Raw genomic sequence first — 19,985 nt, 5'->3', positions numbered from 1 at the left:
CCGCCTCGTTCCCTTGATCGACGCCATCGGCGATTGGTGGAAGACATCGCAGGCTGCGCGAGCCCCTGTCGAAGATCTGGACAACGCGGCCTGAAGGCGGAATAAACAACCCAAATTGGGCTTTAGCCGCTAGCGTCGCCAGCCTGTGTCGCCTACCAGACAGTCGGCCCACTGTCGGGATTCGGGAAAGCGATGGCATTCGTACTTGTGGTTGATGACGATGCGGCGTTCCGCTTCGCCTGTTGTCGCGCCCTGCGTGGTGGTGGCCACGCGGCCGACGAGGCCACGGATGGCGGCCACGCCCTTCGGATGATCACGCTCCGCGTGCCGGACATCATCGTCACCGACATGCTGATGCCCGAGCGGGACGGCGTCGAACTGATCCGCACGGTGAAGCAGCGGTGGCCGGCCGTGCGCATCCTGGCCATTTCCGGCCGCGGGGCTTTCGCCGACTTCGACATCCTGAAGGTGGCCAGCATGGTCGGCGCCGACGCCACCCTGGCCAAACCGCTGTCCGGCGACGACCTGCTGGTCGCGGTGAGCCAGCTGGCTGGCGGGCCGCCTACTCACCCCGCTGGAGCGTGATTCCCATCTCTTCCACATCGAGGTCGCGCTCCAGTTCATGGAGCACCTCGTCTTCGATCAGTCCGGCCCGATGGACGCGGATCAGCTCGGCTCGCGCCGCCGCGATGGCCCCGAGCAGGACGTCGAAATGCGGGCGCAGGATTTCCATGGCCTCGGCGGCGTTCTGCGCATAGCGCTCCATGTAGCCGGCCCGCTTGCGGTGATCCTCGAGGATCTGGGGATGCAGCAGCGCGCCATCCGGCGCGTAGGCCAGCTTTTCGACCATCGCCAGCCGGGCGCGGGCCATGGCGGCCTCGGCGGCCGGCATGGCCATCCTGGCCGGCGGCTCCTCGTCGACCGGCCGGACCAGGCGGATCAGCCAACCCAGGCTGGAGCCCTGCACCACCACCGTCGCGAAGATGACGGCGAAGGCGCAGAGCAGCATCAGGTCGCGTCCCGGCATGTCGACGGGCAGGGTCAGCGGCACCGCCAGGGTCACCACGCCCCGCATGCCGGCCCAGCCGAGAACCGTCGCCTGCCGCCAGCCGAGCGGGTTGAGCCGCTTGAAGCCGACCTTGCGGCCCAGGGCGATGAGGGTGTCGGAGCCGAGGATCCAGACGAAGCGGGCGACGACGACCGCCGCGATGACGCCGAGCGCCGTGTAGAGCATCGAGACCGGCACGGCGCCGATGCCGCCCAGCCGCTCGATCATGTCGCGCAGGGAGAAGCCGATCAGGATAAACACCATGGCTTCCAGCACGAACACCAGCACATGCCAGAAGGAATTGCCGACCAGCCGGACCTGGGCGGAGAAGATCACATGCTGATACCAGCCCATCACCAGCCCGGCGGAGACGGTGGCGATCACCCCCGACACATGGACCGCTTCTCCCGCCAGATAGGCTGACCAGCAGAGCAGGGCGGTGGCGACGACCGCCAGGGTCCGGTTGCGCAGGTGTTTGGCCAGGAAGACCCAGGCCGCGCCGACCGCCAGGCCGACGGCCACGCCGCCGATGGCGACGACGGCGAAACTCCCCACCGCCTGGCCGGCGTTGAAGACGCCGCTCAGGGTCGCGGCGACCGCGAAGCGGAACAGGATCAGGCCGGTGGCGTCGTTCAGCAGGCTTTCGCCTTCGAGCAGGGCGCTCAGGCGGCGGGGCAGGGTGATGTCCTTCAGCACGGCCCTGGCCGAGACCGCGTCCGGCGGCGAGACGATGGCGCCCAGCGCGAAGCAGGCGGCCCAGGGCAGGCTGGGGACCAGCCAATGGGCGACGACCCCGACGGTCAGGGTGGTGAAGACCACGGCCCCCACCGCCAGCGACAGGATGCCCGGCAGATGCCGGCGAAAACGCCCCAGCGCCGTGGAATAGGCGCCGTCCATCAAGAGGGGCGGCAGGAAGAGCACCAGCGCCAGCTCGGGATCGAGCGAGACCGACGGCAGCCCCGGCGCGAAGGCCAGCACGCCGCCGCCGATGAGGAGGGCGGTGCAGGGGGGCAGCCTGAATTTGAGCGCCAGCCAGTGGAGGGCGACGATCAGCGCCAGCAGCCCCAGCACCAGCTCGAACGCTCCAACGGCATGCATCAGGGCTGGCTCCCGGTCTGGTCGATGTTGGCCGGCATAGCCGGATTCCGCCGCCTTGGCGAAACGGCGGCGACCCCGCGTCCATGGGGCGGTTTATCGAAGCGGCGACCATTATACCGCCGCGCGCCCGACCCACAAAAAAGCGCGCGCTGGTCGAACCGCCCTGGAGTCGGTTCAAACCCGTTGTTCCGTGGGCTTTTGCGTTGGTCAGGGGGGCAGGATTGCAGCCCGCGGCGTGGGTCGCTGTGTTGGTCGAGGCGCGGGGTTTGTGGGTCGAAAACGCGCCGCGGCGACCCACGCCTCGGGTCGGGACCTCGGCGAGGGCCTTCAGGGGCGGTGAATATGTCTAGACATATTGCTAAGCGATTGAAAAAATAGCATTTTTGGAAGCCTTGATGTCAATCGGGCCTTGGCCTTCCGCCCACCCGGCTTGCGATGTCGTGTTCACAGTCAGTCCTCCTTTTGGGAGTCGAACTCGGCTCGCGCAGTCTCGATCGCTACCTGGTTGGTCTGGACCCAACCGACCAGGTTCCAGAGAGGATCGATGAGCGAGCGCCCTAGCGGCGTCAGCTCATACTCGACCTTCGGCGGGATCGTCGGGAAAGCCCGGCGAACGATCAGTCCGTCGCGCTGAAGCCCGCGTAGTGTGAGGGTCAGCATCCGGTGCGAAACCCCGATGATGGCACGCAACATGGCGTTGAAGCGCACCGGCCCGTTGGCCAGCGCGCCGATCACCATGATCGCCCATTTGTCGCCGACCCGATCAAGGATCTGGATGATGGCGCGGCACTCGGCCTGACCCTCTTCGCCGAGCTCGGCGAGAGTCGGCTGCCCAGCTTTCGGGGTGGTCATGAGCAAAACCCTCTCTGCTCGTCTACGGCGTTCGGGGCCGGCCGACCAACGAACATCGATGATCGTGACGATCAACCGTGTGCATTCTTGTGGCCCCTTCCAAGAACATTAAGTTCGTGACGAACATTTTGTACTTCAAGGAGTCACGGCAATGCAAGTTGGAGTCAGCGGAGCGAGCGGTCAGCTCGGCAAAGCAATCGTTGAGAATCTGATCGCCAGCCACGCCGGTCACCGCGTCGTCGGCATCTCGCGCAGCCCGGAAAACATCCAGGCCCCGGCAGAAGGCCGGTTCGGCGACTATGATCAGCCGGCCAGCCTTGCAGCGGCCTATCAGGCTCTCGACGCCGTCGTCCTCGTCCCGAGCGTCGATGTCGAGCCCGGCGCGCGGGCGAAGCAGTTCGTGACGGCGATCGACGCGGCGGTGGAGGCAGGCGTGAAGCACATCGTCCTGGTGTCGAACGCGGGTACGAAGGACCTTCCTGCGCCGTCGATGCACGTCGATTTCTGGGTCGCCGAGCAACATCTGGTCCGCGCTGCGGCAAGCTGGACCATCCTGCGCATGAACCTCTACGCGGAGGTCGTCGCCCAGGAGGCGCAAATACTGATCGCCAGCGGCGCGCTGATCGGCCTCGGCCAGGAATCGGCCGGCTTTGTGGCGCGCGAGGACTTAGCGGCGGCCACTGCCGCCGTGCTGGTCAGCGGCGGCCATGCGGGTGCGATCTACGACATTACTGGGCCCGAGCGCCTCACCGGCGCAGAGAAAGCGGCGATCGTTGCCGAGGTCACTGGCAAGCCGCTTGGCTTCGCGATTGTCACCGAGGACCAGTTCCGTGGTGGCATGGCGCAAGCGGGTCTTCCCGCGCCGATCGTGGACTTCCTCGTCCAGGTCAAGCAGGGCATGGTCGGGCACGCCTACGACATCGTCACCGGCCATTTTGAACTGATCACCGGCCGCAAGCCCCGCGCGCTCCGCGACGTCATTGTCGCCGCTTTCTCGTGAGGACCGCGCCATGCTGGACAAGGTTCAAACCAGGACGGACGCGCTGACGGTCGAAATCTGGCACGACGTGATCTGCCCAATCTGCCCCATCGGCATCAGCCGCTTCGGCAAGGCCTGCGAGCAATCCGCCGGCCGTGACCGGGTCGAAGTTGTCTATCGCTCGTATCGGCTGATGCCTGGCATCGCGCCGCACAGCGTGGACGAACACATCGCCCACAAGTTCGGCCGGGGTCAGAAGGCTGCGCCGATCCTGAAGCAAGTCTCGCAGGTGGCGGCCGAGGAGGGCATCACCTACGATCTCGAGAATACGCTGGCGGGCGACACGCTGGATGCCCATCGGCTCCTTCATCTGGCTCGCGCCGAGGGCAAGCAGAAGGCGTTGATCGAGCGTTTCCACCGAGGCTACTTCTCCGAGCACGCCAACCTGTTCGATCGGGACACGCTCCTGCGCCTCGCGGTCGAGGCCGGGCTCGGCGAACCGAGCGTTGCGGACATCCTGAGCGGCGACCGCTTCACCTCCGATGTCGAGGCGGACCAGGCCGAAGCGCATGCGCGCGGCATCCGGAGCGTGCCGCACTTCCTGATCGACGACCATGTGTCCGTGAGCGGCGGCCAATCGCCGGCTGAGTTCCTGGCCGCGCTGAATAGCGCCTGAGCGTCTCGACCGGCCAGTCTCCTGCGCGTGTGACGATAGTCCCTGTCGCTATCCTATGCCCGTCGTCGGTTTCGCGGCCCGACATTGGCAACGCCAGCAGGAGCGAAGCGAATCGTGGCGTAGGGATTTATCGTCCGCTGGTACGCAGCAGCGCGCCCTAGCGTACGAAAGGCGATGGCTCCCCGGGCAGGACTCGAACCTGCGACAAGTCGGTTAACAGCCGACTGCTCTACCAACTGAGCTACCGAGGAACATCACCGTTGGAGGAGGGGGCGTATAGACCGGGCGCCGGGCCGGTGCAAGCGGTTGCGGGCGGAAAAAAAAGCCCGGCGGTGAGGCCGGGCTGTTCAAAGTCGGTGATGGTGGGGTGTCTTCAAGGAAGACGGGAGGAAGCTCGGCTTTTATGGTTAACGAGTGGTAAATTTCCGAGGCCTCACAAGGCGGCGAAGACGGCCTCGCAAAGGGCGGTGGCGCGGGGATCTCCGCTGAGCTGCGGGCCCATCTGGTTCATGACATAGCCAATGGAGACGTCGGCCCCGACGTCGGCGCAGCCGAAGGAGCCGCCCCAGCCGGAATGGCCGAAGGTGGTCTTCAAGGGGCCGTAGATGCCGGCGTCGTTGACGATCAGGCCCATGGCCCAGAAGGGGGCGATGCCGAACATCAGATCGACCCTCTGGGTCTGGACGGTGGTCATCCTGGCGATGGTCTCCGCGCTCATCAGCCGCACGCCGCCCAGCGTCCCGCCATGGGCGACCGCGCCGTAGAGGCGGGCCAGGCCCCGGGCCGTGGCCTGGCCGTTGCCGGCCGGGATCTGGGCGGCGCGCCAGGCCCGGTCGTTGGGCAGGGTCGGCTCCATGTTGGGATTGGCCACGGCGGCCAGGGCCTCGGGTGGCATGTCCGGGTCAAAGGGGGCGGCGACGAGGGGGGCGATGAGCGGCGCCACCCGGTGCTCCTCCGATTCGGCCAGGCCGATGTGGATGTCGGCGCCGAGCGGACCGGCGACCTCCCGCTCCAGATAGTCGTGGACCGACTGGCCGCTGACCCGCCGAATCAGCTCGCCGGCCAGGAAGCCGTAGGTCATGGCGTGGTAGCTGTTCCTGGTCCCCGGCGGCCACATCGGAGCCTGGGCGGCCAGCCGGCTGGTGACGATCTCCCAGTCGTAGAACTCCTCCAGCGGCATCGGCAGCTCGAAGCCGGGCAGGCCGGCCTGGTGGGAGAGCAGCTGGGCCACGGTGATCTCGCCCTTTCCGGCCTGCGCGAACTCCGGCCAGTAGCGGGCGACCGGGGCGGCGTAGTCGATCAGGCCCTGGTCCACCAGCTTGGCCAGGGCGATGGCGGTGACGCCCTTGGTGGTCGACCAGACGTTGGCCAGGGTGTCGGCGGTCCAGGCCGTGCGCCGCCCAGCGTCGCGCCAGCCGCCCCACAGGTCCACGACCGGTTTGCCCTGATGATAGACGCAGAGCGAGGCGCCGACTTCGCGGTAGGGCTCTTCCGCCTGGAAGTTGGCGACGAAGGCCTCGCGCACGGCCTCGAACCCAGGCGCGACGGTTCCGGCGATCGGAAGGGTTTGGGCGTCGATCATGGCTGTCTCGCTTTCAGACCGAGGGCGAAGAAACGGTTGATCTCGTCGGCCAGCGCGCGCGGCCGGGCGGCGTCCTGGGGCGTGATCCACTTGGGCAGCCAGCCGAAGGCGCCGGCCCCGACCTGCGAGCGGATGACCACGTCGCAGGGGAAGCAGGAGCCGTCGGCGGCGCCCTGGCGCAGCCAGGCGGCGAAGCGGACGCGCAGGGCCTTGGCGCGGCGGGTCAGGGCGTCGCGGGTCTGCGACGGCAGGGCCTCCATGCCGGCCTGGGGCATCAGCGGCGACAGGGCGCCGGCCTGGGCCTGGGCGTTGAGGTGGACGCCGATGAGGCTGCGCGACAGGCCGTCGGTTCCGACCTTCTGGGCCGCCGCCACGAAGCCCTCGTAGAGGTCGAAGGCCCGCTCGTAGCAGCGCAGCACCAGGTCGGTCTTGTCCTGCATGTAGTGGTAGACGACGCCCTTGGTCGCCCCCAGGGCGGCGCTGATGTCGTCGAGCGAGGTGGCTTCGATGCCCTGGCGGTTGAACAGCTGCGAGGCGGTGGCGACCAGCTGGGCCGTCTTCATCTCGGCCGCCTCGGCGCGGTCGAAGGCGTTGAAGCGGCCGGGCAGGAAGCTGTCGGCGTCGACCGGGCAGGGCGGGGTGATCCCGGCCGTGGAGGTGCCCATCGACAGCAGCTGGTGCAGGTCGGCCCGCACCCGGCGGCGGTAGGCGCGGCCGTCGGCGCCGCCGACCCAGTGGGGCGACAGCTGAGTCCAGCTGAGGATGCCGATGAGGACCTGGGCGATGACGCGGGCGTCGCAGGGGCGCAGGGAGCCGTCGGCGATGCCGCCCTCGATCAGCTCTTCCAGCCGGACGGCGTTGCGGCGCGCGGCGGCGTCGATGGCCAGCCGGTGAGTTTCGGCCAGGAAGGGCAGCTCGCTGAGCACGGCGGTCGCGGGCCGGGCCGGATCGGTGGCGCGGGCCACGAAGGCCAGCACCCGGCCGTAGCCGTCTTCGGCGTCGGTCGAGGCCAGGGCCAGGTCCTCGGCCGTCTGGTCGCAGGCGCGCTGGTAGCACTGGAAGACCAGCTCATCGCGGTCGTCCACGTAGTAGTAGAGCGAGGCCCGCGTCAGCCCCAGTTCCTCGGCGATGTCCGACAGCGACGTGGCCGCGATCCCCCGCAGATTGAACAGCCGCGTGGCGTGGGCCAGGAGCGCCTCGCGCTTGAGGTTGCGCTTGGCGGTGACCTTGCCGGCGGACGGCGCGGCGGTCTTGCGGGCGGGGGTGGTGCGAGGGGCCATGGCCTGAGGGTCGGGGAACTCGACGGTTGATGCAACCAACATACGTCAGTGTCGAAAAATTTGACAAGCGGTTTCCGTCGTGTCGTTATCCCCACATACCGCAGTGTTGAAATCCGGCGAACGACCGGGGGCTGCGGCAGGGAGGATTTGGGGATGAACAGCCAAAGGATTCGTCGCGCCCTGTTCGGCGCCACCGCCATCAGCCTGGCTTTAACGGCGGCCGGCGCCGCCTTCGCCCAGTCGACGCCTCCGCCGGCGCCGGAGGGCGAGCTGGTCGACGAGATCACCGTCACCGCCCAGAAGCGCGAGCAGAGCGTCTACGACGTCGGCGGCACCCTGGCCGTGGCCGGGGCCGAGACGCTGCAGACCCGGCGGGTCGAGCAGGTCAAGGACCTGACCAACCTGACCCCCAACGTCGACGTCAAGGAACAGGTGCCGGGCGCCATGCCGGTGATCACCATCCGCGGCGTCGGGCTGGACGACTTCTCCTCGGCCAACAACCCCAGCGCCGGGGTCTATATCGACGAGGTCTACCTGGCCTCGCTGGCCCAGATGAACTTCGACTTCTTCGACATCGAGCGGGTCGAGCTGCTGAAGGGGCCGCAGGGCACCCTGTACGGCCGCAACTCGACGGCCGGGGCGCTCAACGTGCTGACCGCCAGACCGAGCTTCGGCGGTTTCGCGGCCCGGCTGGCGGCCGGCATCGGCAACTACGAGAGCTATGAGGCCGAGGGGATGGTCAACATCTCGGTCAGCGACAGCTTCGCCCTGCGCTTCGCGGCCAAGACCATCGGCCAGGACGAGGGCTACTGGTTCAACCGGGTGCAGAACCGCGACATCGGGCGCCGCGACGTCTGGATGGGCCGGGCCCAGGCCCGCTGGGCGGCCGGCAACGCCGACGTGACCCTGAAGCTCGAGGGCCAGCGGGTGCGCTCGGAGATGGGGCAGGGCGAGTTCATGGGGGTCTTCCCCTCGGCCCTGTCGCCGGCCGTGACCTGCCCGGGCGATCCGCGCTGCACCGACTTCTTCGGCTACCGCGACCCCGACGGCGACCCCTTCAAGGGCGACTGGTCGGGCGACAATTTCTACGACATCGACCAGTGGGGCGCGACCCTGCGGGCCGAGTGGGACCTGGGCTTCGCAACCCTGACCTCGGTCACCGGCTACCAGGACTTCGAGCGCAGCTTCTACATCGACACCGACGCCACGCCGCTGCGGCAGCTGGACTTCATCCAGGACGACGATATCCGCCAGGTCTCGCAGGAACTGCGCCTGGCCGGCGACACCGATCGGCTGACCTGGCTGGTCGGGGCCTTCTATTCCTCGGATACGGTCGAGACGGCCAACCCCGGCTTCTTCGAGGACCTGTTCAACACCCGCACCTACAGCTTCGGCAACCAGGACACCGAATCGGCCGCCCTGTTCGGCCATGGCGAATGGACCCTGGCCCCGACGCTGAGCCTGGTCGCCGGCCTGCGCTACACCTGGGAGGAGAAGAGCTACCAGGGCGGCACCGACGACCTCGTGCCGCTGTGCCCGGGCAGCGCGCTCAGCGGCGCGCCCTGCGGGGCCGGGCCGATCCGCCTGTCGTTCATCGACGAGACCATCTCCGACACCAACTGGTCCTGGAAGCTGGGCCTCAACTGGAAGCCGTCGGATGATGTGCTGGTCTACGGCCTGGTCAGCCAGGGGGTGAAGTCGGGCGGCTTCTTCTCCGGCGTGACCACCACCAACGCCCAGCTGCAGCCCTATGACCCGGAGACCCTGGTCGCCTACGAGGCGGGGGTGAAGGCCCGGCTCGGCGGCGGGGTGCAGGTCGCCGCCAGCGTCTTCCATTACGACTACAGCGACGTGCAGACCTTCATCCGCGACACCTCCGGAGGGCTGCCGATCCAGCGGCTGGGCAACGTCGATGAGGCCAAGATCACCGGCCTGGACGCCGACCTGACCTGGCGACCGCCGGCCGTCGACGGTCTGACCCTGCAGCTGGGCCTGGGCTTGCTGGAGGCGGAGCTGGGCGAATTCACCGCGACCGCCGGGGTGGTTCCGGCCGGCAACCGCCTGCCCAACGCCCCGGAAGTCACCTTCAATGCCTCGGGGGCCTATGAGATCGCGCTCGGCGGCGACTGGAGCCTGCAACTGCAGGGCGGGGCTCGCTATTCCGATAGCCTGTACAAGGACGCGCTCAACGATCCGCTGCTGCAGCAGGACAGCTACTGGACCTTCGACGGGCGGATCGGTGTGGCCTCAGAGGCCGGCTGGTCGTTCAGCCTGTGGGGCAAGAACCTGACGGACGAGCAGTACGTGGTGCAGGGAACGAACCTGGGCTCCCTGGGGGTCGGTTTCCGCACCTACAACGCGCCGCGCACCTTCGGCGCCACGGTGGCCAAACGCTGGTAGGGCAGCCGCTGATTCGCGTTACGGGAGTGCAAAACTCCGCCTCAATCTAGCCGCAAGGCTATGGGGATTTGCAATGTCGGCTGGCGGGGGTATTGCGGCCAGCCCGACACTCCTCCCGTTTTGAGTAACGACACGCGATGACGCTTGCCGCCACCCTGCTGACCGCGCTGGCGGCCGGCATGATCCAGACGACTGCGCCGCCTGGGCCGCCGCCCGCGCCCGAGCCGGACCCGGCCGCCGTTCCTCTGACCGAAGAGGAAGAGGGTGACGTCGACGCCGTCCAGGTGACGAGCGTGCGCCCGCGCGGCAGCGTCGAGGTCGACATCGAGCCGGAAGTGACCCTGGGCGAGGAGGACATCAAGGCGCTGGGGGCCAACAACGTCGGCGAGCTGATGGAGCGGCTGTCGTCGCTGACCCAGTCGTCGCGGGGACGGGGCGGCGGCCAGCCGATCGTGCTGCTCAACGGCCGCCGCACCTCCGGCTTCCAGGAGGTGCGCAGCATCCCCACCGAAGCCATCGAACGCACCGAGATTCTGCCCGAGGAAGTGGCGCTGTCCTACGGCTACCCCGCCGACCAGAAGGTCATGAACATCGTCCTGAAGCCGACGTTCCAACAGACCTCGTCGCGGCTGGAGCTGCAGGGGCCGATGCAGGGCGGCTCGGAGAACGTCGAGATCGGCGGCAGCTACTTCCGTGTCGCCAAGGGCGACCGCTGGAACCTGCAGCTCGAGTACGAGCACGAGAACGCCCTGTTCGAGACCGAGCGTGACATCGTCCGCGACGGCGGCAGCCGGCCCTACGACCTGACCGGCAACGTCACCGGCCTGCCGTACGGGGCCGAGATCGACCCGGCCCTGTCGGCGATGGCCGGCCAGACGGTGATCGTCGCCGCCGTGCCGCAAGGCAATACGACGCCGGGCCTGACCGATTTTGGCCCGACCGCCGGCGTGGCGCGCGGCGACGACCTGAGCGCCTTCCGCACCCTGTCCCCCGAGCGGGAGCGGGCGCTGATCGAGGGCTCGGTGGCCCACGACCTCAACGCCAAGACCCAGGCGACGGTGAGCGGCTCGCTGGAAGACAGCTCGTCGCTGTCCTACCTCGGCCTGCCGGGCCTCGGCCTGATCCTGCCGTCGGCCAACCCCTATTCGCCGTTCGCCAACGACGTGCAGCTGTTCCGCTATGTCGATGCGCCGGGCAGCATGACCCGGACCAGCGACACCCTGACCGCCAAGGCCGGGGTGGTGGTGAACGGCTTCGTCGCCGGCGACTGGCGCTGGACCCTGTCAGGCGATTACAGCCGGGTGCAGAACGACAGCCGCACCGGCCGGGGACTGGACGCCGCCGCCTTTCAGAGCCAGCTCACCGCCGGTTCCCCGACCGCCAATCCGTTCGGCGACCTGGCCGCCGCCGGCCTGACCCGGCTGCCGGACGACACCTCCAAGTCGGTCAACAGCACCCTGTCGCTGGAACTGGTGCTGACCGGCGACCTGTTCCAGCTGCCGGCCGGCGCGGTGCAGTCGGTGATCAGTGTCGCCTGGGACAGCCGCTCGCTGGATTCGGAGAGCCTGCGGTCGGGCGTGCGGACCGACCGCTCGCAGTCGCGCGACCGCTATTTCGGCAAGCTCAACCTCTCGGCGCCGCTGATCAACAAGGACGAGGGGCCGCTGGGCCTGCTCGGCAACCTGTCGGTCAACGCCAACGCCGACTACTATGAGGCCTCGGATTTCGGCGGGCTGTTCAACGTCGGTGGCGGGGCGAACTGGTCGTTCTGGGATCCGCTCAACCTGTCGGTCAGCTACAGCCAGGAGCGCGGTGCGCCGGATATCGGCCAGCTCAACGACCCGATCGTCTCGACGCCGAATGTGCCGGTGTTCGACTTCTCGACCGGCCAGACGGTGCTGATCACCCGGGTCACCGGCGGCAATCCGGGGCTGTCGGCCGACACCCGCCAGGTGGCGCGCTTCGGGATCAATCTCAAGCCGTTCAAGGAACGCGACCTGTTCCTGTACGCCAACTATGTCTGGAGCCGCACCGATGACGCCATCAGCGGCTTTCCCAGCATCACGCCTGAGCTGGAGGCCGCCCTGCCGGGCCGGTTCACCCGCGACGGCTCAGGCCAGCTGATCGCCCTGGACGCCCGGGCGCTGAATTTCAGCCGCACCGAGCGGCGCGATTTCCGCCTGAACATGTTCTACAGCTTCGCCTTCGGGAAACCGACCGCGCCGATCGGCGGCGGCCCGCGTGGCCCCGGCGGCGGTGGACCAGGCGGCCCCGGTGGCGGCGGACCGGGTGGCGGACCTCGGGGGCCTGGCGGCGGTCCGATGATGATCGGTCCCGGCGGCGGGCGCGGCCCTGGCGGGGGCCCGGGCGGTCCTGGCGCTCCGGTCGTGATGCGCGGCGGCGCCGGCGGACCCAACAGCTTCCGCATGCAGCCGGGGCAGGGCCGGATCCTGCTTGGCTTCAACTACCTGCATCGCCTCCAGGACGAGATCGAGGTTCGCCCCGGCCTGCCGGTCATCGACCAGCTGGAGACCAGCGGCACGCGGCGCGACGAGCTGCAGGGCTTCGCGCGGGTGTTCAAGGACGGCAATGGCGCGGCGCTGACCTTCAACTGGCGCGGCGGCAGCCGCATCGACGGCGGGACCGGCGGCACGGACCTGACCTTCGAGCCCTATACGACGGTGAACCTCGAGTTCTCCACCGATCTGGGCCAGCGGCCCGGCCTGATGAAGGCCGCGCCGTGGTTGAAGGGCACGCAGCTGCAGCTGAACGTCCAGAACGTCTTCGACGAGCGGCAGGCGGTCAAAAGCAGCACCGGCGAGACGCCGCTCAACTACCAGCCCGACTACCTGGACCCCTCCGGCCGTTCCATCGTCTTCCGCATCCGCAAGGTGTTGTTCTAGCCGGGGCGGCCAAGGCGCCGGGCCAGCACCGCCGCCGCCACCATCAGGGCCCCGACCGCCAGGAAGCTGGCGGCGCGGATGACGCCGTCGAGGCTGGCCATGTCGAAGATCAGCACCTTGCCGGCCGTGGCGAACAGGATGCCCAGCGCCATCCAGCGCAGCGACCGCTCCTTGCGGGCCGAGCCGAGGGTCAGGAGGCCGGCGCCGAACAGGGCCCAGAGCGCCGAATAGGTCCAGGTCTCCAACCGGATGGCCGTCGTGGCCCGCAGGTCGGCCGGATGGAAGCCCCAGCGGGTCGCCAGGGTGACCAGGATCAGGGCGAAGGCGGCGGCCACGACCAGCAGCATCTCCCGGCCGGGACCGGTCAGGGTGCGGGCGTTGAGCGCCGCCAGCGCCGTCAGGGCCAGCAGGGCGGGGCCGGCGATCCAGGGCGCCCCGAGCGAGGCGGCGTCCAGGCCCCACCAGGGGGCGTGCAGCACGCCGACCAGCAACAGGGCGACGGGCAGGGCGACGAGGCTGATCAGGGTCGCGGTGTCCTCCGCGTCGGCGCGGGCCGGAGCCGGGGCGAAGCGGCGCAGGACCAGCGGCGCCGCGGCGGCCAGGGCGCCAAGGCAGGCCCATTCGGCGAAGCTGGTCTCGCCGCGCCACAGCTGCGGGCCATGGAACAGGTGGCGCGTCTCCATCATCGCCCAGACGAAGGCCAGCAGTGAGGCGGCGGCGCCGTAGACGCGGGCGGGCAGGAGCTCGGGTCGGCGATAGAGCCGGCCGGAAGCGACCCCCAGCACGGCGGCCGGCGCCAGATAGGCCAGCAGCAGGGTGTTGACGACGGGGACGGCCTCGATGGCCTGCGTCTCGCCGCCCCACCAGGGATTGAGCCAGAACAGCTGGCCGGCCGCGGCGTTGGCCAGGGCCATGCCAAGCAGGACGTGCGGGCCGAAACGGGCGATGACGCCCTTGACGTCGCGCAGCATCAGCAGGGCCGAGGCGCCGGCCATGGCCAGCAGCAGGGTGCGCAGCGAGGACTCCATGAGGAGGCCGATGACGGCGCTCTCGCCGGCGGCGGCGAAGCGCAGGGCCAGGAAGGCGCCGATCAGGCCCAGGCCGACGCCCGCCGCGGCCAGCACCTGCCGCGCCGCCCCGACCGGCGGGGCCGGCGCCAGGCGCCAGGCGGCCAGGGCGGCGAGGCCGGCTCCGACCAGGCAGGCGGCGACGGCGCGGCGGGCCCCGCCGGCGCTTTCCAGGGCGGCCAGCACGAAGTCGGGCGCCAGGGCGGCCGAACTGGCCAGGCCGACGGCGGCCATGGCGGCGATGGTCAGGCCTAGCCAGCCCAGGCGGCGCTGGGCGAGGGCGAAAGCCAGGGCCATGCCGGCGAAGGCGGCCGGACGGCTCCAGTCGGGAGCGGCGATGAAGGCCGCCAGCAGCAGGCCGGCGGCGGCCGACAGGGTCCAGGCGTCGTGGTGACGGTCGCTTGGCGTTCGGCGGCCGAGCCAGGCGGCGGCGGCCAGGGCAGGGAGGGCGCCAAGCAGCACCATCCCGGCTCCTGGCAGGCTGGGCAGGCCGAAACCGGCCAGCTGGGCCAGCAGGAAGGCGGCGACGGCCAGCGGGGCCGGGGCGCCGTCGAAGGTCGGGGCGCGGAACACCGCCAGGCTGGCGGCGGCCAGGCCGGCGATGGCCAGCAGGGCGCCGAGACGGGCGGTGACCAAGACAGGCCCGTGGGCGAAGGCGACGTCGAGCGCCAGGCCGGTGACCAGCAGGGCGGCCGGGACGGCCAGCAGCCAGCCGCTGGTCCAGCCGCGCCGGGCGGCGAAGGCGATCAGGCCGGTCAGGGCCAGGCCGGCCCCGGTGGCGCCGGCGACGATGGCCGCGTCGCGGACGGCGCCGAAGGGGATCAGCAGGCCAAGGGCGGCGAGCAGGAACGCGACCGGCAGGATCGCCGGGGTGAGGGGACGGGCTTCGCCGGCCCGGCGATGGCGCCAGGCCAGGGTCAGGGCGACCAGCAACAGCGGGGTGAGGATCTGGCGCCAGGGCTCGCCGTCCCAGGTGGCGGCGAGGTGGAGGACGAGGCCGCCGGCCGAGGCGGCGAGGGCGGTCGCCTCCCACCGGCGGCGATGGGCGACGACCAGGCCGGCGGCGGCGACGCCGATGGTGTGGAGGACAAGCGCGATGGCGTTCCAGTCCTGCGGCGCGGTGATCATCGGCGCGATGAAGGCGCCGAACAGCGCCATCAGGGCCAACGGCTCACGCCGGTCGCGCGACAGGGCCAGCAGCAGGCCCGAGACGGCGAGCAGCAGCACCGCCGACACGCCGGGACCGATGTAGTGATAGAGGGCGTAGGCCGCCCACAGGGTGGCGTAGAGGGTGCTGGCCCCAGCCCCGGCCAGCACGGCCGAAGCCAAGGCCTGCTGACGCGGACCCGGGCGACGACGCAGGACCTCGGAGGCGGCCAGCATCATGCCGGCCAAGCCCACGGCCGCGACCAGCCGCACGATCGGCGTGAACCAGCCCTGCTGCGCCGCATAGCCGACCAGGAAGACGCCGCCGAGCACCAGCGCGCCGCCGCCCAGCCAGGCCAGGCCCTTCTCGGCCAGCAGTTCGCCCAGGTTGACGCGCGGCGGCTGTGGCCGTGCAGGCGCCCGCTGCGGCTGGGGTGGCGACACGGGTTCCGGTCGTGACGCGGCGGGTTCGACAGGATCTGGCTCGGACTGCGCAGGGTCGGGGTCAGCGGCGGCGGCCCGCGGCGCCCAGACGTCGGCTGTCCGTTCGAGGGATGCGGCCGTCTCCGGCCGTTCGAGGCGCGCCAGGCGCTCGCTCATCTCCCCGGTCTGCCGACGGAGGCCCTTCTGGTCTTCCCACAGGCGCCAGAGGGCGATGGTCAGGACGACAATGGCGACCCAGGTCATGCGGGCATCCTCCGTTGCCAGCATGTCGCCACACCTCGTCCCGAAATGCAAGTGAATGTTCACTCACATTCCGGACGCGGTCCGGGAGGAGGGTAGTCTCAGGTGCAGTTTCAGGTTTCGGCGAACCCCTCACAGAGCAGCCGCCCGTCGGGCGCGGTCAGCTGGAACGGCGTCTGCTCGCCCACCGGCTCGCCGGCCCGCAGGGCCATCGGCTCGCCCGCCCAGGCCGGCGCGCGGAACCTGGCCGCCAGCCGTGTCAGCCTTCCGCCCGCCGGTGTCAGGGCCAGGCCGGCCAGGGCCCAGAGGGCGGTGCCGTGGATGAGAATGTCGTCCAGGCCTGCGGCCAGGGCGACGGCGCGCTCGGTATGGATCGGGTTCCAGATCTCGGCGCATTCCGAATACTGGTGCGGAAAGCCCCGGGCGGTGAGGATCGGTTTCGGTTCGCCGGTCGCGACGAAGGCGGGCCAGGGCTGCTCGCTTGTTTCTGGGTGTTCTGGTCCGGTCACAGCGACGCCGCGCAGGATGCTGACGCTGGTGCTGACCGCCGCCAATTCGCCGTCCGGCGCCCGGGTCTCGAAGCGGGTGCTGACTACCGTCCCGGCCCGACTGGCGCGGACGCCCACGATCTCGCCGCCGACGCTCAAAGTGTCTCCCGCCCGGATCGGGCGCAGGAAGCGGCTGTCCTGCGACACATGCACCCCGCGCCGCTGCTCATCGAGGCTCAGGCCCTGGCCGGGGAGGTCGCGCGCCATCAGCGCCAGCACCCATTCGGGCGCCACCACTTGCATTGGCAAGGCTTCCAGGAAACCCGCCGCATCGTCGAGACCGCCCGCGTCGTCCGGCGCCAACACAGCCCGGAAGGCCAGCAACCGCCGCGTCGTCGCTGGCCAGTCGATGGGCCCCAGCCGCGTTCCGATGAGCTCGCCGTTGTAGGGCATCAGCCGCCCGTGGCTTTCGGGGTGGTCCACATGCCGCAGAGCCTAGCCGATTTGCGGCTGGCGGGACGGGATATCGGACTGAAAAATTTGGAGGCCCGGCCCGGAATCGAACCGGGGTGCAAGGATTTGCAGTCCTCTGCGTAACCACTCCGCCACCGGGCCTTACCGTCCACCGACACTGGCGGTGCGTCGGGGAGGCGGTTCGCTATCAGAGGCGAGCCGCGACGACAAGCATTAGCGATGCTTCCATTGCGTTCCCCTTAAGGCCGGACCTATAAGCCGGGCCAGCAAACGCCGCGTCTTTCCGAGGGATTCCATGGCCGCCGATTTCGCCGCCGCGCGCGAGAACATGGTCGAAAGCCAGGTCCGCACAGCCGATGTCACCGACCTGACCATCACCGACGCCTTCCGGGCCGTGGCGCGCGAATCGCTGCTGCCGGCCGGCAAGGCTCACGGGGCCTATGCCGACACCGAGGTCGAGTACGCGCCGGGCCTCTATCTGATGCGCCCGCGCGACATCGCCAAGCTGCTGCAGACCCTCGGCCCCAAGGCAGGCGAGCGGGCCCTGGCCATCGCCGCGCCCTATGCGGCGGCGATCCTGGAACAGATGGGCCTCACCGTCACCCGCCTCGACGGCGAGGACCTGACCGCCGTCAGCGGCGGGCCCTATGACCTGATCCTCAGCGAAGGGGCGGTCTCCACCGTGCCGGAAGCCTGGACGGGTGTGCTCGCGCTGCACGGGCGGCTGGGAATCGTCGAGCGGACGGGTCCCGTCGGCCGCGCGATGACCTATGTACGGTCCGAAGACGGCGTCGGCGGCCGCTCGGTGTTCGACTCGGCGGCCCCGATGCTGCCCGGTTTTTCGCCGAAGGCTGCCTTCGCATTTTAGGAAAACGGCCTGCGACGGTTCGCGACTTTGGCGTGAACCCGTCAGGGCTGTAATCCTGCGGCAACGTTCGTGCGTGAAAAAAGCTTAACTGGCCGCGACTGGCGGCGAGACTTACAGGCGATCATATAAAGGCGGCGTCGTCGCCTCTGGGGATAGTTTCAATGTTCAAGAGCCGTAAGGCCGGACTGTTGGCCGCCATCTGCACCGCCGGGATTGTCGCGGGCGTGGCCGCGCCGGCGTTCGCCGAGTCGCTGGCCGACGCGATCGCGCTGGCCTACCAGACCAACCCCACCCTGCGCGAGCAGCGGGCCAACCTGCGCGCCCTCGACGAGACCGTCGTGCAGGCCCGCAGCGGCTATCGCCCGGACATCAGCGCCAGCCTCAACTACGGCATCAGCTACGACCGCTTCGGCACGCCCCAGGGCAATATCCTGACCGGCATCAGCGACGATTCTCGCGGCTCCTCGACCAGCGCCGCCATCACCATCGACCAGCCGCTCTACACCGGCGGCCGCGTCCGCTCGCAGGTCACCGCCGCCCAGGCCGACATCGAGACCGGCCGCCAGAACCTGCGCACGGTCGAATCGAACGTGCTGAGCCAGGTCATCCAGTTCTACGTCGACGTCCGCCGCGACATCGAATCGCTGCGCATCGCCGACGAGAATGTCGCCGTGCTCCAACGCCAGCTCGACGAGGCCCGCGCCCGCTTCGAGGTCGGCGAAATCACCCGCACCGATGTCGCCCAGGCCGAAGCCCGGCTGGCCGCCTCCAAGTCGCAGCAGTCGAACGCCCGCGCCCAGCTGGCCATCAGCCGCGCCAACTACGCCTCGGTCGTCGGCCAGAATCCCGGCGACCTGGAGCAGGAGCCGTCGCTGGCCGAGCTGCTGCCAGCTTCGATCGACGACGCCTTCCTGATGGCCGAGGAGAGCAACCCGGCCCTGCTGGCCGCCAACTACGCCGAACAGGCCAGCCGCGCCCGCGTCGCCCAGGCCAAGGCCGCCACCCGTCCCAGCATCAACCTGCGTGGCCAGGTCGACGCCTCTGGCAGCTCGCCGACCAACGACCCTTTTGACGATTTCGACCGCGGCGTCTCCGGTTCGGTGGCGCTGTCGGTGCCGCTGTTCACCGGCGGCCAGATCTCCTCCTCGATCCGTCAGGCCCAGGAGCAGAACAACGCCGACGCGGCCGCCATCGAGGGCGCTCGCCGCGCCGCCCAGCAGGATGTCGCCCAGGCTTGGAACCAGCTGCTCGGCGCCCGCGCCGCCCTGGCCAGCAACGAGGAACAGGTCCGCGCCGCCCGCATCGCCTTCGAAGGCGTCCGCCAGGAGGCCCAGGTCGGCCTGCGCACCACGCTCGACGTGCTGAACGCCCAGCAGGAACTGCGCAACGCCGAGCTGTCGCTGATCAACGCCCGCCGCGACGAATACCTCGCCGGCGCCTTCGTGCTGGCCGCCATCGGCAAGCTGGAGGCTCGTTGGCTGACCCCGGACCAGACCCTGTACGATCCCAAGGCCTCGTACCGGAAAGTCTACCGCAGCTTCGGCTGGGTGCCGTGGGAACCGGTGGTCGCCGCCGTCGATCATGTGCTGGCGCCCAGAATCGGACCAGCGCCGGAAGAAGCGGTGAAGACCGCGAACAAGTGAGTTTGCGCTCCGGAAACCGGAGCGTAAGACTTATTACCGCACCTATTTGCAGGAACAGGTGGGTAAGCATACGCTTCACCCACCAGTCCGGATTCGCATCGCTCCAGCGCAGGCCCGTCAAATGTCCGAACAGACCGCCCAGGAACCGACGATGGAGGAAATCCTGGCCTCCATCCGCCGCATCATCTCGGAAGATGATGCGCCGCCGGCCGAGGCCCAGGCTGCTCCCGATCCGCTCCCCGTCGAGCCCGAGGACGAGGACGTCCTGGAACTGACCGACGCCATCGAGGCTTCGGCCCCGCTGGAAACCCACGGCGACATCGACGTCTACGAACCGCCGGCTCCCGAGCCGGAAGCGGCCTGGACGCCGGAGCCCGAGCCTGAGCCCGAGCCGGTCTACAGCGCTCCCGAGCCGGAACCCGAACCCTATGTCCCGCCGAGCTTCAGCGCCCAGGACGACGACCTGATCGGCGCCGCCGCCGCCAGCGCGACGGTCTCGGCCTTTGGTCGCCTCGAAGCGGCCCTGTCCATGCCGGCCCCTGGTCGCACCCTGGAAGAGGTCGTCCGCGAACTCCTCAAGCCGCTGCTCAAGCAGTGGCTGGACGACAACCTGCCGCGCATCGCCGAGGCCAAGGTCGCCGAGGCGGTCGAGAAGGTCCTGCGCGGCCGAGTATAGAGCCGTCATCCTAGGCCTTGTGCCTAGGACCCACTTGTCCGCCCGCACGATCAGCGGAACGGGAGCGCAGCCGCGCTCCCGCGGCAGGGTTTCGCGGCAGCTGAACAGTGGGTCCTAGGCA

At 69.5% G+C, this 19,985-nt stretch carries 14 protein-coding genes and 2 tRNA genes; 8 read left to right on the top strand and 8 right to left on the bottom strand.

Translation table 11 applies throughout. The features are described from left to right. Nucleotides 1-192: 192 nt before the first annotated feature. Nucleotides 193-585, top strand: coding sequence for a response regulator (locus tag AC1RSK_RS16645; protein ID WP_492908705.1), 393 nt, complete (start codon nucleotides 193-195; stop codon nucleotides 583-585). Here the strand turns inward: AC1RSK_RS16645 and AC1RSK_RS16640 are convergent. Both AC1RSK_RS16640 and AC1RSK_RS16635 read right to left on the bottom strand, forming a co-directional pair. Beyond that, nucleotides 563-2,146 carry a Na+/H+ antiporter gene (locus AC1RSK_RS16640; protein ID WP_492908704.1) on the bottom strand — a complete coding sequence of 528 codons (1,584 nt, stop codon included), beginning with the start codon at nucleotides 2,144-2,146 and terminating at the stop codon, nucleotides 563-565. The two genes, AC1RSK_RS16645 and AC1RSK_RS16640, sit on opposite strands and share 23 nt — an antisense overlap. Nucleotides 2,147-2,596: 450 nt before the next feature. Beyond that, on the bottom strand, nucleotides 2,597-3,073 hold the full coding sequence (locus tag AC1RSK_RS16635; protein WP_492908703.1) for a winged helix-turn-helix transcriptional regulator: 477 nt from the start codon (nucleotides 3,071-3,073) through the stop codon (nucleotides 2,597-2,599). Nucleotides 3,074-3,149: 76 nt separating this feature from the next. On the opposite strand from AC1RSK_RS16635, the gene AC1RSK_RS16630 reads away from it, so the two are divergent. Beyond that, nucleotides 3,150-3,998, top strand: a complete 849-nt coding sequence (locus AC1RSK_RS16630; protein WP_492908702.1) for an NAD(P)H-binding protein — start codon at nucleotides 3,150-3,152, stop codon at nucleotides 3,996-3,998. Between the two features lie 10 nt (nucleotides 3,999-4,008). Continuing rightward, nucleotides 4,009-4,653 (top strand): DsbA family oxidoreductase, encoded by a 645-nt coding sequence (locus tag AC1RSK_RS16625; protein ID WP_492908701.1) that lies wholly within the window; start codon nucleotides 4,009-4,011, stop codon nucleotides 4,651-4,653. Between the two features lie 175 nt (nucleotides 4,654-4,828). On the opposite strand, the gene AC1RSK_RS16620 is transcribed toward AC1RSK_RS16625, so the two are convergent. The 3 genes from AC1RSK_RS16620 to AC1RSK_RS16610 all read right to left on the bottom strand — a co-directional run bounded on the left by AC1RSK_RS16620 (nucleotide 4,829) and on the right by AC1RSK_RS16610 (nucleotide 7,557). After that, nucleotides 4,829-4,904 (bottom strand) — tRNA-Asn (locus tag AC1RSK_RS16620). A gap of 182 nt (nucleotides 4,905-5,086) precedes the next feature. Then, nucleotides 5,087-6,235 (bottom strand): serine hydrolase domain-containing protein, encoded by a 1,149-nt coding sequence (locus AC1RSK_RS16615; RefSeq protein ID WP_492908700.1) that lies wholly within the window; start codon nucleotides 6,233-6,235, stop codon nucleotides 5,087-5,089. Beyond that, nucleotides 6,232-7,557 carry a TetR/AcrR family transcriptional regulator gene (locus AC1RSK_RS16610; protein WP_492908699.1) on the bottom strand — a complete coding sequence of 442 codons (1,326 nt, stop codon included), beginning with the start codon at nucleotides 7,555-7,557 and terminating at the stop codon, nucleotides 6,232-6,234. Before AC1RSK_RS16610 ends, AC1RSK_RS16615 begins: the two co-directional genes overlap by 4 nt. 111 nt (nucleotides 7,558-7,668) lie before the next feature. Here AC1RSK_RS16610 and AC1RSK_RS16605 point away from each other — a divergent pair, with 111 nt between their 5' ends. Together AC1RSK_RS16605 and AC1RSK_RS16600 are read left to right on the top strand one after the other, a co-directional pair. Next, the gene (locus AC1RSK_RS16605) at nucleotides 7,669-9,915 is read left to right on the top strand and encodes a TonB-dependent receptor (protein ID WP_492908698.1); all 2,247 of its coding nucleotides are present in this window, start codon (nucleotides 7,669-7,671) and stop codon (nucleotides 9,913-9,915) included. Between the two features lie 137 nt (nucleotides 9,916-10,052). Next, nucleotides 10,053-12,818, top strand: a complete 2,766-nt coding sequence (locus tag AC1RSK_RS16600) for a TonB-dependent receptor (RefSeq protein WP_492908697.1) — start codon at nucleotides 10,053-10,055, stop codon at nucleotides 12,816-12,818. On the opposite strand, the gene AC1RSK_RS16595 is transcribed toward AC1RSK_RS16600, so the two are convergent. The 3 genes from AC1RSK_RS16595 to AC1RSK_RS16585 form a co-directional block, all read right to left on the bottom strand. Next, nucleotides 12,815-15,718, bottom strand: coding sequence for a DUF2339 domain-containing protein (locus AC1RSK_RS16595; protein WP_492908695.1), 2,904 nt, complete (start codon nucleotides 15,716-15,718; stop codon nucleotides 12,815-12,817). The two genes, AC1RSK_RS16600 and AC1RSK_RS16595, sit on opposite strands and share 4 nt — an antisense overlap. A gap of 110 nt (nucleotides 15,719-15,828) precedes the next feature. Then, a complete protein-coding gene (locus tag AC1RSK_RS16590) occupies nucleotides 15,829-16,686 on the bottom strand; it encodes a hypothetical protein (RefSeq protein WP_492908694.1) in 858 nt (285 codons plus the stop codon). A gap of 58 nt (nucleotides 16,687-16,744) precedes the next feature. Then, a tRNA-Cys gene (locus AC1RSK_RS16585) sits at nucleotides 16,745-16,818 on the bottom strand. A gap of 154 nt (nucleotides 16,819-16,972) precedes the next feature. On the opposite strand from AC1RSK_RS16585, the gene AC1RSK_RS16580 reads away from it, so the two are divergent. The 3 genes from AC1RSK_RS16580 (at nucleotide 16,973) to AC1RSK_RS16570 (ending at nucleotide 19,864) form a co-directional block, all read left to right on the top strand. After that, on the top strand, nucleotides 16,973-17,545 hold the full coding sequence (locus tag AC1RSK_RS16580; RefSeq protein ID WP_492908693.1) for a protein-L-isoaspartate O-methyltransferase family protein: 573 nt from the start codon (nucleotides 16,973-16,975) through the stop codon (nucleotides 17,543-17,545). Between the two features lie 161 nt (nucleotides 17,546-17,706). Next, nucleotides 17,707-19,188 carry a TolC family outer membrane protein gene (locus tag AC1RSK_RS16575; RefSeq protein ID WP_492908692.1) on the top strand — a complete coding sequence of 494 codons (1,482 nt, stop codon included), beginning with the start codon at nucleotides 17,707-17,709 and terminating at the stop codon, nucleotides 19,186-19,188. A gap of 121 nt (nucleotides 19,189-19,309) precedes the next feature. Beyond that, nucleotides 19,310-19,864: a DUF2497 domain-containing protein gene (locus AC1RSK_RS16570; RefSeq protein ID WP_492908691.1), complete on the top strand. Its 555-nt coding sequence runs from the start codon at nucleotides 19,310-19,312 to the stop codon at nucleotides 19,862-19,864. The last annotated feature ends 121 nt before the right edge of the window (nucleotides 19,865-19,985 follow it).

The sequence above is a fragment of the Caulobacter sp. GW821-FHT11A05 genome, assembly GCF_058809015.1.
The sequence above is the reverse complement of the archived record's forward strand: the minus strand, read 5'-3'. Positions and strand labels throughout refer to the sequence as shown.

Bases quoted from the DNA above. Each gene is read 5' to 3' on its own strand.
- AC1RSK_RS16645 (WP_492908705.1), top strand. From the start codon at position 193: ATGGCATTCGTACTTGTGGTTGATGACGATGCGGCGTTCCGCTTCGCC.
- AC1RSK_RS16640 (WP_492908704.1), bottom strand. From the start codon at position 2,146: ATGCATGCCGTTGGAGCGTTCGAGCTGGTGCTGGGGCTGCTGGCGCTG.
- AC1RSK_RS16630 (WP_492908702.1), top strand. From the start codon at position 3,150: ATGCAAGTTGGAGTCAGCGGAGCGAGCGGTCAGCTCGGCAAAGCAATC.
- AC1RSK_RS16625 (WP_492908701.1), top strand. From the start codon at position 4,009: ATGCTGGACAAGGTTCAAACCAGGACGGACGCGCTGACGGTCGAAATC.
- AC1RSK_RS16615 (WP_492908700.1), bottom strand. From the start codon at position 6,235: ATGATCGACGCCCAAACCCTTCCGATCGCCGGAACCGTCGCGCCTGGG.
- AC1RSK_RS16610 (WP_492908699.1), bottom strand. From the start codon at position 7,557: ATGTTGGTTGCATCAACCGTCGAGTTCCCCGACCCTCAGGCCATGGCC.
- AC1RSK_RS16605 (WP_492908698.1), top strand. From the start codon at position 7,669: ATGAACAGCCAAAGGATTCGTCGCGCCCTGTTCGGCGCCACCGCCATC.
- AC1RSK_RS16600 (WP_492908697.1), top strand. From the start codon at position 10,053: ATGACGCTTGCCGCCACCCTGCTGACCGCGCTGGCGGCCGGCATGATC.
- AC1RSK_RS16595 (WP_492908695.1), bottom strand. From the start codon at position 15,718: ATGACCTGGGTCGCCATTGTCGTCCTGACCATCGCCCTCTGGCGCCTG.
- AC1RSK_RS16580 (WP_492908693.1), top strand. From the start codon at position 16,973: ATGGCCGCCGATTTCGCCGCCGCGCGCGAGAACATGGTCGAAAGCCAG.
- AC1RSK_RS16575 (WP_492908692.1), top strand. From the start codon at position 17,707: ATGTTCAAGAGCCGTAAGGCCGGACTGTTGGCCGCCATCTGCACCGCC.
- AC1RSK_RS16570 (WP_492908691.1), top strand. From the start codon at position 19,310: ATGTCCGAACAGACCGCCCAGGAACCGACGATGGAGGAAATCCTGGCC.